At 60.9% G+C, this 17074-nt stretch carries 16 protein-coding genes; 11 read left to right on the plus strand and 5 right to left on the minus strand.

From position 1 onward, the window contains the following. Positions 1–71 precede the first annotated feature (71 nt). Positions 72–260, plus strand: a complete 189-nt coding sequence (locus HX899_RS35120) for a hypothetical protein (RefSeq protein ID WP_246697123.1) — start codon at positions 72–74, stop codon at positions 258–260. Between the two features lie 211 nt (positions 261–471). Beyond that, positions 472–1611 carry an ROK family transcriptional regulator gene (locus HX899_RS17175; RefSeq protein ID WP_138390410.1) on the plus strand — a complete coding sequence of 380 codons (1140 nt, stop codon included), beginning with the start codon at positions 472–474 and terminating at the stop codon, positions 1609–1611. Positions 1612–1638: 27 nt separating this feature from the next. Here HX899_RS17175 and HX899_RS17180 read toward each other — a convergent pair whose 3' ends face one another. Then, positions 1639–2685, minus strand: coding sequence for a Gfo/Idh/MocA family protein (locus HX899_RS17180; protein WP_138330771.1), 1047 nt, complete (start codon positions 2683–2685; stop codon positions 1639–1641). 369 nt (positions 2686–3054) lie between these two features. Here HX899_RS17180 and HX899_RS17185 point away from each other — a divergent pair, with 369 nt between their 5' ends. The 6 genes from HX899_RS17185 to HX899_RS17210 all read left to right on the plus strand — a co-directional run bounded on the left by HX899_RS17185 (position 3055) and on the right by HX899_RS17210 (position 9454). Continuing rightward, entirely contained in the window at positions 3055–4353 is a 1299-nt protein-coding gene (locus HX899_RS17185) for a hypothetical protein (protein ID WP_003550504.1), read from the plus strand. 70 nt (positions 4354–4423) lie between these two features. Continuing rightward, complete coding sequence (locus HX899_RS17190; RefSeq protein ID WP_003550501.1) at positions 4424–5353, plus strand: carbohydrate ABC transporter permease; 930 nt, start codon at positions 4424–4426, stop codon at positions 5351–5353. Beyond that, positions 5350–6192, plus strand: coding sequence for a carbohydrate ABC transporter permease (locus tag HX899_RS17195; protein WP_011649125.1), 843 nt, complete (start codon positions 5350–5352; stop codon positions 6190–6192). The genes HX899_RS17190 and HX899_RS17195 overlap by 4 nt, the downstream gene beginning before the upstream one ends. Before the next feature lie 38 nt (positions 6193–6230). Next, positions 6231–7469, plus strand: coding sequence for an ROK family transcriptional regulator (locus HX899_RS17200; RefSeq protein WP_181292915.1), 1239 nt, complete (start codon positions 6231–6233; stop codon positions 7467–7469). Between the two features lie 46 nt (positions 7470–7515). Continuing rightward, a complete protein-coding gene (locus HX899_RS17205) occupies positions 7516–8370 on the plus strand; it encodes a sugar phosphate isomerase/epimerase (RefSeq protein WP_180196531.1) in 855 nt (284 codons plus the stop codon). A 22-nt stretch (positions 8371–8392) separates the two neighbouring features. After that, a complete protein-coding gene (locus tag HX899_RS17210) occupies positions 8393–9454 on the plus strand; it encodes an ABC transporter ATP-binding protein (protein WP_138390414.1) in 1062 nt (353 codons plus the stop codon). A 148-nt stretch (positions 9455–9602) separates the two neighbouring features. On the opposite strand, the gene HX899_RS17215 is transcribed toward HX899_RS17210, so the two are convergent. Next, the gene (locus HX899_RS17215; protein WP_180196530.1) at positions 9603–10088 is read right to left on the minus strand and encodes a ProQ/FINO family protein; all 486 of its coding nucleotides are present in this window, start codon (positions 10086–10088) and stop codon (positions 9603–9605) included. Positions 10089–10364: 276 nt separating this feature from the next. On the opposite strand from HX899_RS17215, the gene panC reads away from it, so the two are divergent. Together panC and panB are read left to right on the plus strand one after the other, a co-directional pair. Further along, on the plus strand, positions 10365–11276 hold the full coding sequence (panC, locus tag HX899_RS17220; protein ID WP_180196529.1) for a pantoate--beta-alanine ligase: 912 nt from the start codon (positions 10365–10367) through the stop codon (positions 11274–11276). Further along, the gene (panB, locus tag HX899_RS17225; protein WP_180196528.1) at positions 11273–12094 is read left to right on the plus strand and encodes a 3-methyl-2-oxobutanoate hydroxymethyltransferase; all 822 of its coding nucleotides are present in this window, start codon (positions 11273–11275) and stop codon (positions 12092–12094) included. The genes panC and panB overlap by 4 nt, the downstream gene beginning before the upstream one ends. Positions 12095–12115: 21 nt before the next feature. Here panB and HX899_RS17230 read toward each other — a convergent pair whose 3' ends face one another. Continuing rightward, the gene (locus HX899_RS17230) at positions 12116–13030 is read right to left on the minus strand and encodes a hydrogen peroxide-inducible genes activator (RefSeq protein ID WP_181292916.1); all 915 of its coding nucleotides are present in this window, start codon (positions 13028–13030) and stop codon (positions 12116–12118) included. A 143-nt stretch (positions 13031–13173) separates the two neighbouring features. Between HX899_RS17230 and katG the strand changes: the two genes are divergently transcribed. Next, a complete protein-coding gene (katG, locus tag HX899_RS17235; RefSeq protein ID WP_181292917.1) occupies positions 13174–15363 on the plus strand; it encodes a catalase/peroxidase HPI in 2190 nt (729 codons plus the stop codon). 278 nt (positions 15364–15641) lie between these two features. Here katG and HX899_RS17240 read toward each other — a convergent pair whose 3' ends face one another. Next, positions 15642–16199: a DUF3299 domain-containing protein gene (locus HX899_RS17240; RefSeq protein ID WP_181292918.1), complete on the minus strand. Its 558-nt coding sequence runs from the start codon at positions 16197–16199 to the stop codon at positions 15642–15644. A gap of 289 nt (positions 16200–16488) precedes the next feature. Further along, the gene (locus HX899_RS17245; RefSeq protein ID WP_180196524.1) at positions 16489–16947 is read right to left on the minus strand and encodes an SgcJ/EcaC family oxidoreductase; all 459 of its coding nucleotides are present in this window, start codon (positions 16945–16947) and stop codon (positions 16489–16491) included. Positions 16948–17074: the final 127 nt, after the last annotated feature.

Raw genomic sequence — 17074 nt, forward strand, 5'->3', positions numbered from 1 at the left:
AGTTATCGAAACCCCTGTTTGACCGAGAATTGCACTGATATGGCAGATTTCAGGCAGCTGGGGAGGGTGGGATGTTTCAAGTCCGCAAATTATTGACAGCCACGATAGCCGTCATCGTGATTGCCGTATCGTCGTCATCCTGCACGACGACCTCGAATGACTCGATGCAAACCGGCTCGGTTGGATATACCGGCACCGACTATTCGCTCAGACCTGCCTGCCGCGATGGATTCGGCAACGATCATCCTTGCAGCTATTAGTGACCAATAGAGTGAAGCTTCCATTGCCATGTCGTTTCGACGATCTGTTGACGCATTGCGCGGCATTCGCCCCGCCGCGCGTCGTCAGCGCCTTGATGGCGCTGATCCCGGTTGATAGGACGTTCAGCCCAAAAAGCGGCCGCTAAGCCCGGCTTTCCCATAGCCCGTGGATGAAGTACACAACCGAGATGGTGCTCTAGGAAAGACAGTCATGCGGTATCTTCGGTCAGGGCCGCGTCGGCTTCACACTCAGGAGATGGGCGCCCAGCGCGCCAAAACGGTCGGTCTGCGGTCCGGCGAAATCGCCGATCGAAACATTCGCGTCATTCTGGAAGCCATCCGCCGCCATGGCCCGCTGACGCGGATGGAACTCGGCCGGCATTGTGGCCTGACCGGTCCGGGCATTACCAATATTCTCCGCCGGTTGGCTGACGAAAAGCTTGTCACCTCCAACCGCCGCAATGGCGTTGGCGGAGGGGCCACCGCTACCGAGTTTGCCTTGCGCCCGGAAGGTGCTTTCTCGATCGGCGTCAAGCTTCGCCAAAGGCGTGGCGAGGCCGTGCTCATCGATCTGAGTGGCCAGGTCCATGACCGGGTCTATATCGAGCTGGACCCCGCTGACAAAGTCGGCCTGGTGCATGCGGCCGTCAGGGATATGGTCGATCGCCACGCGACATTGCCGATCATCGGGCTCGGCATCGCCGCCAACGACTGGACGGACGATCAAAGCGATCAGATCGCCGCGATGTCGACGATCGCGCGTCCCTATGTCGAGAACGAGTGCACGGCGAGCCTTCTCGCCGAGCGCACGATCGGCAGCTCCGGCAGGGAAGGCGGACTTGCGATGATCATCATCGACGACGACGTTCAGGCCGGCTTTCTCATTCGCGGTATTCCCTATTCCGGCGTGCATGGCCGGGCAGGCAGCATCGGCGAAATGCTGACCGGTCCCGACAATGTCCAGCTCAATACCGTCGTCGGTTTCGAGTCCTTGCGATCACGGATCGGCGACCGGGACTTCACCCGTCTGCTGCAAGGGGAGGAAATCTCCTCGCCGTTACTGTCGCAATGGATACGGGAAGCCGCAGGCCATCTGCTCGACCCGATCATCGCCATGGCCGGTTTCCTCGCGCCGAGCGTCGTCATGATCGGCAGCGACCTGCCGCAGTCCGTGATCGAAGCGCTGATCCATCAGCTTTCCATCGAGCGGCGCGACACCTCGACGAGACCGTTGCTGACGCCCTGGATTTCGCCGATGAAACCCGCGAGTTTCAGCGGCGGCGGCGTTGCGCTCGGTGCGGCACTCCTGCCCTTCCTCAACACTTTGCTGCTGCCGCCGGCTTCGGCCTGATGGCCCAACCAGCCGCTTTGGCGCGACTCAGCCGAGCGCTTCATCGGCGTGGCTGAGATCGGAGGCCAGCGCCTTGTCCAGGACTTTCTGGATATTGGTCGCCCGCCGGAACGAGGGTTCCTGGGTCCTGCCCGCCCGCACGGCCTGGACGAAACGCTGGTAGTTCGTCTCGACCGGATCGAAGGGGACGTCACGCCAGGTCGCCGTGTGCACGTCTTCTCCAAGACAGGCGCGTAGCGTCGATTTTCCGGTGTCGTAGATCATCTCGATCGAGCCGGTTTCGCCATAGACCCTGAGGCGCAGCTGATCCATCTGTCCGGCCGCCGTGCGCGTCGCCTGGATCGTCCCGATCGCCCCGCCGAAGAAATCGACATTCATCGTAAAACTGTCATTCGCATCGAGATCATACTCGCCGATCTTGTGTCCCGGCGCCTTGTCGAAGGTCTTCAGCCGGGCGAAGACATGAGCAACGTCGAGCCCGGAACCGTATGATGCGAAATCGACGATGTGAATTCCGATATCGCCGAGCGCGCCGTTGGATCCGTGTTTCTTGCTCAGCCGCCACAGCCATTTGCTTTCGCTCTTCCAGTCGCCCCAGTGGCGGCCGACCAGCCAGCTTTGCAGGTGGGAAGCCTCGACGTGCCTGATCTCCCCGATTTCGCCGGCGAGCACCATCTGCCGGCCTTTCTGAAGAGCAGGCGAATTGCGATAGGTGAAATTGACCATGCCGACCTTGCCCGATCGCTCGATGGCCTCGGTCATCTCCATGGCCTTGACCGCATCGGTGGCGAGCGGCTTTTCGCAGAAGACGTGCTTGCCGGCGGCAATGGCCTGAAGCGTCGTCGGGTGGTGAATGCGGTCCGGCGTGACGTTTGCCACTGCGTCGAACTCGCCCCAGGCGAGAGCATCCTCGAGGGTCGTGAAATGATTGGCGATGCCATGTTCGGTGCAAAAGGCCGCGAGCCTTTCCGGGACGACATCGACGCCGCCCACCACGCTGACGCCTTCGATCGCCTTGAAGTTGGCGGCATGCTGGTTGGCCATTCCGCCGGTACCGAGAATGAGTAGACGCATCTTATCCTCCATGGAATTAACTTCCCGCGGCAGTTCAGCCGGGCAAAACCGCACTCGCGCCATCGCAGCCATCCGCGATTGCCTCGTGCTCTTCTTCAGGAAAATTGCGGTGGATGCGCCGCGCGTGCCGCGGGACGCTCCATCACTTTCACGGCGCATGTTCTTTTCCGGAAATCGATCTCGATTTTCCGGAACTGTGCGCTAGCTGCTGTTGATTGTCGCCAGCATCTCAACCTCCCAGGTTTGGCCTTCCAAGCTGTGGCTTGACATCAAATCAAAGTAACTTAATCTAATTAATGCAGCACGGAAATGAGGAGAGGTCAACTGACCGCCAGGCTGTATCCGTTCAAAATGGGGAGGAGACCCATCATGAAGAGCGCCACCGTCAGCGCATTTGCGCTGAGCACCATGTTATTTTCAGCATCCGTTTCATTTGCCCAGGAACTTGCCACGAAGGACAGGATCGGCCTTGCCGATGCGCCGAAATCCCTCGTCGTCCGTCTGACGAACGATAGTCCCAACAATTCCGATCCGGCGATCGCCGAGGGCTATCAGAAGCTGTTCGTCGATTTCATCAAGAAGCATCCGGACTGGAAATTGCAGATGCAATTCATGTCCTCGGACATCGGCACCGAACAGGCCAAGATGCTGGAGCAGGCCAAGGCCGGCAACGCGCCTGACTGCGCTGCCGTCGACTCCTTCGTCCTCTCGCAGTTCATGGTCAATAAAGTTCTTGCGGACTTCACGCCGTATTTTTCGAAGGAGGAAGTGGATGACCTGTTCCCCTTCATCCGCAGCGGCATCACGGATAAGGATCAGACGGTCCGCGCCTGGTGGTGGGATACGGACCTTCGTGTGCTCTACCGCAACAAGTCGATCGTTGCGGATGCGCCCCAGACATGGGACGACCTGAAAACGGCCGCGCTCGCCTCCACCAAGGAAGGCATGGAAGGCGTTCTCTTCAACGGCGGGCGCTGGGAAGGGACGACGTTCGACTGGCTCGCGAATTATTGGGCGCTGGGCGGCAAGCTCGTCGACGACTCAGGCAAGCCGGTATTCGGCGAAGGCGAGAACAAGGAGAAGTTCCTAAAGGCGCTGAATTATTTCAAGGATCTCGTCGATTCGGGTGCCGCGCCCAAGCGCGTCAGCACGATCGCGAATTACGACGATATGAATGCCGCGGCGGCAGCGGCGACGACGGCGCTCTTCATCGGCGGCAACTGGCAATATGCGCAGCTGAAGGCCACGCTCGACGAGGACGAGTTCAACAACTGGACCTTCTCGCCGATCCCCGGCCCCAGCGCCGATGAGCGTTCGACCGGAACCGGCGGCTGGACGATCGCATCCTTCAGCAAGGACAAGGACAAGATCGAGATGTGCGCCAACCTCGCACGCGAGGTCTATATGGGGCCGGCAAACGCGCTGCAGCAGCAGTTGCCGACCAGGAAGTCGCTGTTCGACAAATATGAGGTCTTCTCCACCGAAGCCAACAAGACCTTCGCCGCGGCTCTGGTCGATGGACAGGCACGCCCGGGTGTGCCGATCTATCCTGAAATCTCCAACCAGATCCAGATCATGATGGGCGACGTGCTCTCGGGGACCAAAAAGCCGGAAGACGCCTTGAATGCCGCCTTCAATGCGGCGCTGGAGGCCTACAAGCGTCTCTAGTGCTTCCGACCGTGACGGCGCCTGCCCGCCAGGCGCCGTCGACATTGCGAAACCCCGCACAGAGAAGCCAATGAGCCCCATTGCCATCGAGGCTGACAGCCCGCCTCAAAGCAGAACGTTCATGCGCCGTTTCGCCGGTGCGCCCCTGCCCTGGATCATGCCCGTGATCGTCGTCATCGGCATCTTCTACCTTTACCCCGTCATCGACGTTTTCAGGCTTTCATTCACCAATGCCACGCTGATCGGCGACAATCAGGATTATACGCTGGGGTCGATCACCAATGCGTTGAGCTCGCCGCAGCTACCCGACATTTTATGGGCGACCCTGATCTTTGTCGGCGGCAGCGTTATCGGTCAGCAGATTTTAGGCCTTGCGGTCGCCGTCGTGGTTATCCGCGGCGAAAAGCGCGGCCTGTTCGGCACCACCATTTTGAGGACGACGGCGCTGGTTGCCTGGGTTGTTCCCGGAATTGCCGGCGGCATCATCTGGCAGATGCTCTTTTCCGAAGCGCCTTATGGTGCGTTGAACAGCATTCTGCGGTTGATGCACATGCCTGTTGTCGCCTGGCTCTCGGATCCCGCAATCGCACCGTGGTCTACCCTTATCTCCAACATATGGCGCGGCACGGCATTTTCGATGGTCGTCATGTATGCGGCGCTGAAGTCGATCGATCCCTCGCTCTATGAAGCGGCGGAGGTCGACGGTGCGACGGCATCGCAGCAGTTTTTCTTCGTCACGCTTCCGCAACTGCGCGCGGCAATCCTCGTCAACATGATCCTCATTACGATCCAGACGGTGAATACTTTCGATGCGATCATCACGCTGACGGGCGGTGGTCCGGGGCGTGCGACCGAGGTCATCTCGCTCTACGTCTTCAATATCGTCTTTAGAAACTACGACCTGTCCGGCGGCAGCGTGCTCTCCGTGCTCATGCTGATCATCAGCCTCGGGCTCGCCTTTATCTATGCGTCGTTCCTGCCGAAGGAGGAAGAGCAATGAGCGGACGGACCGGAACGCGGCTCGGCGATGCCATGAGCTATCTGTTCATGCTGGTAATGTTCGTATTCTTCGCCGGCCCCCTCACCTATCTCCTGTCGATGGCGATGCGTGACAAGCGCGAGATCTATCGCGGCGCGGCGAGATATATTCCAAACAATCCCACCATCGACAATTTCATCACCGTTTTGAACAACAGCTATTTTCCGATCTATCTCTGGAACGGCCTCAAGCTTGCCGCCCTTAGCGGACTGGGCGTCCTGATCGTCGCACTGCCCGCGGCATACGCTTTTTCCCGCTTTCAGTTCCGGGGCAAGGGCCTGTCGATGATGGGGCTGCTGCTTTTCCAGATGATCTCGCCGCTTGTCATCATGGTGCCGCTCTACCGCTACATGAACCGCCTCGGCCTGCTGGATACGCATTTTGCCGTCGTCATGGTCTATATCGCGCTTGGTGTTCCGCTGGCGACCTGGCTTCTGAAGAGTTCGGTCGACGGCATCCCGCGCAGCCTCGACGAAGCGGCGATGATCGATGGCTGCAATCGATTTTCGGTCTTCTGGCGCATCATTCTGCCATTATCGGCGCCGGGCATCGCCTCCGTCTTCATCATCACGGTGATTGCCGGCTGGTCGCAATTTCTGGTGCCTTTTCTGTTGCTCACGAAAAATGATCTGATGCCGATCGGCGTCGGGATCTTTAACTTCCGCGGCATGCAGACCGACTCGTCCATCCAGCTGCTTGCCGCCGCCTGCCTGATTGCGGTCGTTCCGGCGATCGTCGCCTTTCTGTCGCTCCAGCGGCTGATCCTCGGTGCGATGACCAGCGGCGCCGTCAAGGGATGACGAGCGGTTCAGGCGATGCGCAAGGAAGGATTTCGAGCATGAACCAGACACTCGGCGCCAGGCTGTCCCCGGATCTGACGGGCGCCAATGTCGAAGATGCAGGTGAGCACAACAGGGCCGTCGTCCTGCGCTGCATTCACCGTCAGGCGCCGATTTCGCGGGCTGAAATCGCTAGGCGGACGGGTTTTACCAAACCGGCGATCGCCCGGATCGTCGATCGCCTGCTGGACGAGGGCCTGATCATGGAAGCCCGCCGGCGGCATGGGCTGAGAGGCCAGCCGGCGATCGAACTCGAAATCAATCCGGATGCCTGTTTTGCCATCGGCATCAACATTGATCGCGACCATCTGACGATCCTGGCCGTCGATGCGGTCGGCAATGTCCGCGCCCGCGTACACCACGAGAAACGCTTCATTATGCCGGCGGAGTTCCTGCAGCTCACGGCCGATGCGATTTCGCATTTCCAGCGCAGCCGGCTCATCGACGACGCGCGTCTCGCCGGCATCGGTCTGGCGATGCCGGATTGGCTTGGCGAGATTTCGCTCCTCGGCAAGCCCAAGGCCTATCAGGAATGGACGGCATTCGATGTGCGCGCCGCACTGGAGAATCTCACGCAGCATCCCGTCTTCATCGAAAACGAAGCCAATGCCGCAGCCCTTGCCGAACTCGATTATGGACTGGGTGCTGAAAGCAGCAGCTTCTTCTACATCGCCATCAATCCATGCCCGGGCGGCGGCCTCGTGCTCGACGGCAACGGTCATCGTGGCGCCATGGGCCTCAGCGGCGAAATCGGCTGGCTGCCGATCGCCGACGGCCGGGATGGGAAGGCCCATAAGGTCCAGCTTCTCGGCGAGATATTCTCGCTGTTCTTCCTCTATGATTTCCTTGCGCAACACGGCGTCGAGGTGAGTGTTCCCCACGATCTCCTGACGCTGGATGCGCATGGCAGGCGCCTCGTGTCGCAATGGCTGAAGGAAATGAGCGCGCATCTGGCTGTCGCCGTCAAGCATATCGGCATGGTCGTCGACCCAGACGCCGTCCTTGTCGGCGGCAGATTGCCGATCCGCATCGTCGACGAATTGCTGCGCTACGTGCATGAGCATCTCGATGCCGAGGACACCAACCTTCCTTCGCTTCATCGCGCCTCGCTCGGAGAGGATGCCTCTGCCATGGGAGCAGCGGCCATGCCGATGGCAGCAGCCCTCATGCTCGCATCGGCGGACGCTGCTCAACGCACACGTTCGCCACTCAAGAACATGGATCGCCTGAACAGTTGAATCGGCCGCATGGCCCCAGGGATTTGGTGAAGATCGGAGGATTTTGATGAAGATCGGCTTTTACACTTCGACATTCAACGATCGCCCCCTGGAGGAAGTGGTTGATTTCGCCGCGTCGGCCGGGTTCGACGCCATCGAGATCGATGTCGGCGGTCATATCAAGACGCCGGATCGGGTGGAGGCCGCCGTCGCGCTCGCGCGCAGCCGCAACCTCTTCGTGTCGTCGATCACCTATTTCGGCAATCAGCTCGATGCCGACCGGGCAAAACGAACGGCACTTCGCGAAACGACCGCCGAATTCGCCGGCGCGATCGGGCAAGCGGGCGTCCCGATCTTCGTGATCTTCCCGGGCCGGGACGACACCGCAAGCGACGAAGCCAATTATGATGACTTCGCCGATTTCGCCAACGGCCTGATCGCTGAGACGCAGCCCTACGGCCTGACCTTCGCAATCGAGAACTGGCCGGGTCCGAAGGACAATTTCATCGGAACGACACCAAGAGGGTGGCAGGAGCTTTTTCAGCGGATCAGGGATCCTCGTTTCGGGCTGGAATTTGATCCCTCGCACCTCGTTCGCATCGGCGTCGATCCCTATCAGGCGATGGAGGCGGTGAAGGATCGCATCGCCATCCTTCATGCCAAGGACACGGCAATCGATCCGGAGAACCTGCAGGCTGTCGGCTATCACGGCAAGGGCTGGTGGCAATACAAGCTGCCGGGGCTCGGCCTCATCGATTGGCCGAGGTTTCTGCGCCAGGCCCGCGGGGCTGGTTTCGACGGCACGCTGTCGATCGAACACGAGGATGCCGCCTATGGCTGGCCGGGCAAGGACTTGGCCGCGCGCAAAGACGGCGAGCGCCTCGGCCTCGATTATTTGAGAAATGTCCTGAGCGGACTTTGACAGCGATTTCGGGAGGACGGTAATGGCCCATGTTTCGGTCAACAATGCGCGCAAGGATTACGGCGCGTTCAAAGCCATCAAAGGCGTCTCGGTCGATATCGGCGACGGCGAGTTCGTCGTTCTGGTCGGCCCTTCGGGCTGCGGCAAATCCACGCTCTTGAGGATGATTGCGGGCCTTGAGGGCATCACTTCGGGGCAGATCCAGATCGGCAAGCATATCGTCAACGAGCTTGCCCCCAAGGACCGGGACATCGCCATGGTGTTCCAGAATTATGCGCTCTACCCGCATATGACCGTTGCCAAGAACATGGGCTTTTCGCTGCGGCTGAAACGGATGCCGAGGACGGAGATCGATCAGCGGGTCGGCAACGCCGCGAAGATCCTCGGTCTCGAAAGTCTCCTGGAGAGATATCCCAAGCAACTGTCGGGCGGCCAGAGACAGCGTGTGGCGATGGGGCGGGCAATCGTGCGCGACCCGGCCGTCTTCCTCTTCGACGAGCCCCTGTCGAACCTCGACGCCAAGCTCAGGGTGCAGATGCGCTCGGAGATCAAGGAACTGCATCAACGGCTGCAGACGACGACCATCTATGTCACCCATGACCAGATCGAAGCCATGACCATGGCCGACAAGATTGTCGTCATGAAGGACGGACTGATCGAGCAGTCGGGTTCGCCGCTGGAATTGTACGATCGTCCGAACAACCTCTTCGTCGCCGGCTTCATCGGCTCCCCGGCGATGAATTTCATCAGCGGCAACATGACGGAAGACGGGTTTCGAACCGCCGACGGCCTGCTCCTGCCGAGCGAGCGCCGTCCGCCTGAAGCCGTGATCTACGGCATTCGTCCCGAACATATCCGGTTGGACCCGGGCGGCATCGAGGTGACGACGGTGGTCGTCGAGCCGACGGGTTCGGAAACGCTGGTCATCGTCCGGCTGGGAACGCAGACCTTGACTTGCGTCTTCAGGGAACGGATCAGGGCAACCCCCGGCGAGGTGCTGAGGATCGCGCCAATCCACGATGCGGTTCATCTGTTTGCCGGAGACGAGCAGCGGATCACCTCAGGCGAAGCCCCGTTGAACTGACCCGGCCGATTGCCCCTCCCCTTCGGCCGGCGCCGGCCGGGGGCGCGTTTTCCGCGCCCCCGATGCGGCCAAGCTCATAGAGCGACTACGTCGCCCTTGTGAATGACGGTCGCACGACCAAGACCACGACTGCAAGCGAGCGCTGATGTCATCCCGCTCTAGCTGGCGGCGTTCCTTTTTTGCCGAGGAGGGCTGCGCGGATCTGTTCGCTTTTGCTCAACAGGGGAGCGGGGACCGGTGCTATCTGCTCGGGCGCGTCTGTCTTACCGGTGGTCTGCTTGAGGCTCAGAAAGCGTTTTTGCGCGACCAGCCGGTCTTCGGACGACAGTGGTTCGACAGGTTCACCGTCAAGACTATGGCGCATAGAATCGGGTTGGGCGCTGGCGAAATAGTAGCGCCGGCAGTGGACATAGGCCGCGGTCGCTCGCCTGAGCGCGGTGACGCCGGCATCCGGCTTCAGGAGCGGACGGAGTTCATTGAAAAGGCCGACGGCAAAAGGAAGGACAGGATCTCCCGCCTTGGCCGGAAGGACGCCGACCGGCCGTATCAACAGCACATTGATCGCGGTTGCCTTCTCCACGTCGAGCTCGGTTGCAGCAATCGGTCCGCGGCTGATCTTCCAGGGCTTGTCCATGCGTCCTCCATGTAACGTCCATAGCGATCGACTGTGATGGTATCTTGACGGACAGGGCGAGTAACGGAAGTCGCATATCGTCGGTTCCACTGCAAGCAGGTGAAACGCGCAAACAGCGGCCAAGTGGCGAAAAGCCGTTCCCCGGGGCTGATATGGTCCGGTGTCGTCGGCTGGCTTTTCATCTAATCGTTTTTATCGAGGAATATGCATTGACCTGCCGCATCGATTACACTTCTTATCCGCGCCCAAGATGGAGTGACCGGCAGGGGAGGATATATGCGGGTTTTCTCGAGCATTGACGAGCTGCGCCACACGCTCGACGCGCTGAGGCGGCAGGGGCGGACGGTCGGCCTTGTTCCGACGATGGGCTATCTCCATGCCGGTCATATGGAACTGGTCGCGCGCGCCCGCGCCGAGAACGACATCGTCGTCGTGTCGATTTTCGTCAATCCGCTGCAATTCGGCCCGGCGGAAGATCTCAGCAAATATCCGCGCGATCTGGAACGCGACGCCGCCATGCTGAGGCAAGCCGGCGTCAATTTCCTTTTTTCGCCAGGCGTCGAGGACATGTATCCCCGCCCGATGCTTGCTGTCGTCGACGTTCCCGATCTCGGGCGCGAACTCGAAGGGGCGGTACGGCCCGGGCATTTTGCCGGCGTCGCCACTGTCGTCTGCAAGCTTTTCAACATCGTGCAGCCGCAAACCGCCTATTTCGGAGAGAAGGATTACCAGCAGGTCGTCATCATCAAGCGCATGGTGGACGATCTGGCCGTGCCGGTGCGCGTGATATCGGTGCCGACGCTCAGGGACAGCGACGGCCTCGCATTGTCGTCGCGCAACGTCTATCTCAGCGAGGCGGAGCGGCATGCCGCGGTGATCGTCCCTCAGACCCTTGACGAGGCAGAGCGGCTGGTCGCCGGCGGCCTGACCGATCCGGTGGAACTCGAGGCAAAGCTCACGGCATTTCTCAATCGCGAGCCTCTGGCAAAGCCCGAGGTCGTCGCCGTCAGGGATGCCGCAACGCTGCAGCCGGTCACATCGATCGCAGAGCCTATCGTCGTGGCGCTCTTCGTTCGGGTCGGCTCGACACGGCTGCTCGACAACAGGGTCGTCAGTAACAATCGAGTTGTCGGAAACAAAAGGGTGATCGGCGGGCAGAGCTTGCCGGGAAAGGGAGTGACCAGATGAGCGCGGCCGGAATTCAGAAGCGCATTACGCCACCGCGCATCTCAGCCATGAAGGGCGGCAAGCCGATCGTCTGCCTGACCGCCTATACGACGCCCATGGCGCGGCTACTCGATGAGCATTGCGACCTCCTGCTGGTCGGGGATTCGCTCGGCATGGTGCTCTACGGCATGGAGTCCACCATCGGCGTGACGCTCGACATGATGATCGCGCACGGCAAGGCGGTGATGCGCGGCGTCGACAAGGCCTGCGTTGTCGTCGACATGCCGTTCGGCAGCTATCAGGAATCCAAGGAGATCGCCTTCCGCAATGCTGTGCGCATCCTGCAGGAAACCGGCTGTGATGCCGTCAAGCTGGAGGGCGGCGAGGAGATGGCCGAGACCATCGCCTTTCTGACCAAGCGGGGGATTCCGGTTATGGGCCATATCGGCCTGATGCCGCAGCAGGTCCAAACCGCAGGCGGTTATCGATCTGTCGGCCATTCCGAACACGAGACGTCGAAGATCCGCCGCGATGCCCACGCCGTTGGCGGCTCGGGCGCCTTTGCTGTCGTCATCGAGGGCACGGTGGAGCCGCTCGCCCGGGAGGTGACGTCCGCCATGCACGTCCCGACCATCGGCATCGGCGCCTCTTCGGCCTGCGACGGCCAGGTTCTGGTCTCCGACGACATTCTGGGGCTCTTCAACGATTTCACCCCGCGCTTCGTCAAACGCTACGACGAACTCGGCAAGAGGATTTCGGCCGCCGCTGCCGCCTATGCCGACGAGGTCCGATCGCGACAGTTTCCGGCAGCGGAGCATACGTTCAAACGGCGATCTTGAGGCGAGGCCATATCAGGTCCATCACCGGGCGGCATACTGTTCACGCATGCTGTCGGCCGACCGGCGAACCGCCTCGGAAACCTGCTGGAGCTGTTTGGCCATGGGCGTCGAATTGCGCCAGATCATGCCGATGGTTCGCGACGGCTGCGGAGACTGAAAACGGGAGATCGAGACGTGCGCCGAGCGCGTTTCGAGGGGAACGGCCATCTCGGGAATCAAGGTGATGCCGATACCGGCGCTGACCATCTGGACTAGGGTGGAGAGAGAGCTGCCTTCCATGACTTCCCGGGGACGGGCCTGCCCGATCTTGCAGAACGACAAGGCCTGATCGCGAAAGCAGTGGCCCTCCTCGAGCAGCAACAACCGCATTTCGCGCAGCGCCTCGCGTTCGGGCACCGGCTTGCCCTCGTCTTCGGGCCGCCGAACCAGCACGAACTCTTCCTTGAAGAGCTCGAGTTCTGCCAGGGAGGGTTCGGACACGGGCAAGGCAACGATTGCCGTGTCCAGCTGGCCTTGCGCCAACTCCTGAACCAGCTTCGACGTTTGCGTCTCGCGCACCTTGATCTGGATGCCGGCAAAGCTCCTATTCAGATCGTTGATGATCGCTGGCAACAGATAGGGCGCAATCGTCGGGATGATGCCGATGCGCAGCCGCGTCAGGAAAGGATCGCGCGCGGCGCGCGCCAGATCCGCCAGTTCGTCCACGCCACGCAGGATATCGCGGATCCTGAGAGCGACGGCCTGGCCGAAAGCGGTCAGCTTCACCTCACGCGCGTTGCGCTCGAAAAGCTCGCCGCCCAACTCCTGCTCAAGTTCTTTGATCTGCATTGACAATGCCGGCTGGGAGATCGCGCAGGCGTCGGCAGCGCGTCGGAACCGGCCATCTCTTGCCAGTGCTTCAAAATAACGTAGCTGTTTCAGGGTAAGGTTCTTCATAACCTCAGCTTATCGCAACGATCAGTAAATCCAACTTAAATTTATTACATGCTTCCGATATGAAGACTGCAAGGGGAGAGTGGGGCGCCAGCTCGGCTCATCTTTTTTACGCGCAGACAGATCAAGCAATGAAGGAGACGATCATGGACAACCCCACTGACAGCGCAGGCAAATGTCCTGTGCCACACGGCAATACGCCTCGCAGCAGTCGATCCAACCGCGACTGGTGGCCGGACCAGTTGAACGTGCAGATTCTTCACCACAATTCCGGCCGCGCCGACCCCCTCGGCCAAGCCTTCGACTATGCTGAGGAATTCAAGAAGCTTGATCTCGACGGCCTGAAGAAGGATCTTCACGCGTTGATGACGGATTCGCAGGATTGGTGGCCGGCCGATTTCGGTCACTATGGCGGCCTGTTCATCCGCATGGCCTGGCACAGCGCCGGCACTTACCGCATCACCGATGGCCGCGGCGGCGCCGGGGCCGGCCAGCAGCGTTTTGCGCCGCTCAACAGCTGGCCTGACAACGTGAACCTCGACAAGGCCCGCCGCCTGCTGTGGCCGATCAAGCAGAAATACGGCAACAGGATCTCCTGGGCTGACCTGTTGATCCTCACCGGCAACGTCGCGCTCGAATCCATGGGTTTCAAGACCTTCGGTTTCGCCGGCGGCCGCGCCGACGTCTGGGAGCCGGAAGAACTCTACTGGGGTCCTGAGGGAACCTGGCTGGGTGACGAACGCTACAGTGGCGAACGCGAACTGGCAGAGCCGCTTGGCGCCGTGCAGATGGGCCTTATCTATGTTAACCCGGAAGGCCCCAACGGCACTCCGGATCCGCTGGCATCCGCCCGCGACATCCGTGAAACATTCGCCCGTATGGCGATGAACGACGAAGAAACCGTGGCGCTGATCGCCGGCGGTCATACCTTCGGCAAGACCCATGGCGCTGGCGATCCGTCGTTTGTCGGTGTCGACCCCGAAGGCGGCGAGCTTGAAGCTCAGGGCCTGGGCTGGACCAGCAAGTTCAACACCGGCGTCGGTCGCGATGCCATCGGCAGCGGCCTCGAAGTGACCTGGACCCAGACGCCGACCCAGTGGAGCAACTACTTCTTCGAAAACCTGTTCGCTTTCGAATGGGAGCTGACGAAGAGCCCGGGCGGCGCTCATCAGTGGCAGGCCAAGAACGCCGAAGCCTCCATTCCAGATGCCTACGACGCCTCGAAGAGGCACCTGCCGACCATGCTGACCAGCGATCTCGCGCTGCGTTTCGATCCGGTCTACGAGAAGATCTCGCGCCGCTTCCTCGAAAATCCCGAGCAGTTCGCCGACGCTTTCGCCCGCGCCTGGTTCAAGCTGACCCACCGCGACATGGGACCGAAGGTGCGCTACCTCGGCCCGGAAGTTCCGGCCGAAGACCTGATCTGGCAGGATGTGATCCCGGCCGTCGACCACCCGCTCGTCGACGACAAGGACATTGCCGACCTGAAGGAAAAGGTTCTCTCCACTGGCCTCACCGTGCAGGAACTGGTCTCGACCGCCTGGGCGTCGGCCTCGACCTTCCGCGGCTCCGACAAGCGGGGCGGCGCCAACGGTGCGCGCATCCGCCTTGCCCCGCAGAAGGACTGGGACGCCAACCAGCCGGCGCAGCTCGCCAAGGTCCTCGGCGTTCTCGAAGGCATCCAGAAGGACTTCAACGCCGCCCAGACCGGGGCTAAGAAGATCTCGTTGGCCGACCTGATCGTTCTCGCTGGTGCTGCCGGCGTCGAGAAGGCGGCAGCGGCCGGCGGCAACGCTGTCAGCGTGTCGTTCACGCCGGGCCGCATGGATGCTTCCGAAGCCCAGACCGACGCGCATTCCTTCGCAGCGCTCGAGCCGCGTATCGACGGCTTCCGCAACTATGTGAATGGCAAGCGCCATCAGTTCATGAAACCGGAAGAAGCACTCGTCGACCGCGCCCAACTCTTGACGCTGACCGGGCCCGAGCTGACCGTCCTCGTCGGCGGCCTTCGCGTGCTGAAGGCAGGCGACCCCGAGCAAGGCGTCTTCACTTCGCGTCCCGAGACGTTGACGAACGACTTCTTCGTCAACCTGCTCGATATGGGCACGCAGTGGGTTCCTCTCACCGGCAAGGAAGGCGTCTATGAAGGCCGCGACCGCAAGACTGGCGCCGCCAAGTGGACCGGCACCCGCGTCGACCTGATCTTCGGCTCGCACTCGCAACTTCGCGCCTTCGCCGAAGTGTACGGCCAGGCCGATACCAAGGAGAAGTTTGTGAGGGACTTCGTCGCCGCCTGGACCAAGGTCATGAACGCCGACCGTTTCGACCTCGTCTGATCGGCAGCATTTTGCCTGGGCGCAGTTTCGGCTGTGCCCGGGCATTTTCTTTTTTGGATCGGCTTGCGCTTCCACCGCAGCGCTTCTTCTCCCTCATCGCTGTGCCTGTCACAGAGATCCGGTGCGCCCAAGTCCTTGGGCGCGGGAGACTTCCTTGCTTTGATAAGAGTCATTCGCCGCGCAGACGCGCGGTGGCTGTATTCCTGTGACATCTTTCGGGCCAAGCCTGAGGAAGGGAATGAGGAGTGTGCCCCGATCGTGACACCGTCTCTGGGCTTTTAGCGAGGGAGGATGCCGAAAGGCGAAAGTGACAGCAGATCGGGATCGGTCGTCGCTGTTACTGTCGCTACCTGGGCATGGCTTATGCTGTAGCCGTAGGTGAGGACGCGGTCACCGTCGATCATGAAGAATTGCGCCTGATCCAGGCCGGGCCGCAAGGTACCCGTAACCGTGACGGTCTCGTACATTCTTGCCAGGTGCAAAGGCTTTTCCGGAACGACACGAACCAGTTGGTTGGGCGGAGGGGAAGGCATGTGGCTGCAGGCTCCGGCCCAAGGCACGAGCATGAATTCATAGACAAGATCACCATCCTGGTCGATCGGCAGAACGAAGCCCGTCAATTCGACCGGATGCTCCTCGCTATGCCAGGCGAGTGTTTCGCCTTGTGGGCCGCTAACCGCCTTGCCCGACAGCGGAACTGTCGCTTTGGCCTGATCGGCCGGCCGTAAAGCGCTCCAGAAGATAGGCTGAGCTGCAGCCAAGCTGTCAGAAATTGGCCATGCGGAACCGAATGCCAGCGCCGCGAACGTCAGGAAGAAAGGTTTGTGCTTCATCATGGCATCTCCACGGGGCCGGCCGCTTGACCACCTTGCCGCCGCCGTACGGATGCTACTCTCGATCCCGCCTAGCCGTCAAAGCTTCGGGTGTGGACTACCTCTCCTCCATCATGCTCGGCTCCGTCCTGGACAGCAGCGCCGAGGATCTATTGCCATCGACCGGAAGCAAATGCTTGGGGCACAGGCCCCGCCACGACGAAAGAGACGTTAGCGTGCTTCGTCAGCAGTCAAGAGACCCCGCGTGGGTGAACACGGGATCTCCCTGCCGGACCGGCAGGCCGGTGAATTCTTACTTCTCCGGCATCATCGAAGAGTGGTGCGAGGTAATCAGCCAGTTCTCGTCCTTGAACTCATAGGTATAGGTGTAGCGGGCGGGAACCTTCGAGCCGTCCTTCAGGCTGAAGGTGTAGGTGCCGGTGTCGACGGCCCAGTTGCAGCCGATCTTGATGTCGCGGCTATCGATATGGCCCTTGGGCTCATTCGCCAGGAAGTGCTCGAAATAGTCGATCCGTTCCGCCTGGGTCAGGCGAGGCTTGTCCGACAAGGTCGCGAGAAGCACGGAGTCTTCACTGTAATTCTTGGCGACTTCCTGGGGGCTCAGGGTCGCGAGTGAGGTATTCCAGCGGTCGAAGAGCTTGGCGATTTCCGCCTCGCTTGTCGGCGCACAGGTTGCGGTTTCGGTAGCCGCCGCGGCCGACTGGACCTGAACGAAACCGAGAACGAGGGCGGCAGCAATGATGGTACGCATTTTGACTTTCCTATGTAGCGGTTCCGGCGGACATCGCATCGGTCGACCGCATGACCGACATCTAAGGTGCCCGATGCCGCCGCCCCATCTGCCGGGTGGCTCCGATCGGGTCTGCCGAACGGCATAG

This window comes from Rhizobium sp. WYCCWR 11146 (assembly GCF_013591995.1).
Classification (GTDB): Bacteria; Pseudomonadota; Alphaproteobacteria; order Rhizobiales; family Rhizobiaceae; genus Rhizobium; species Rhizobium indicum.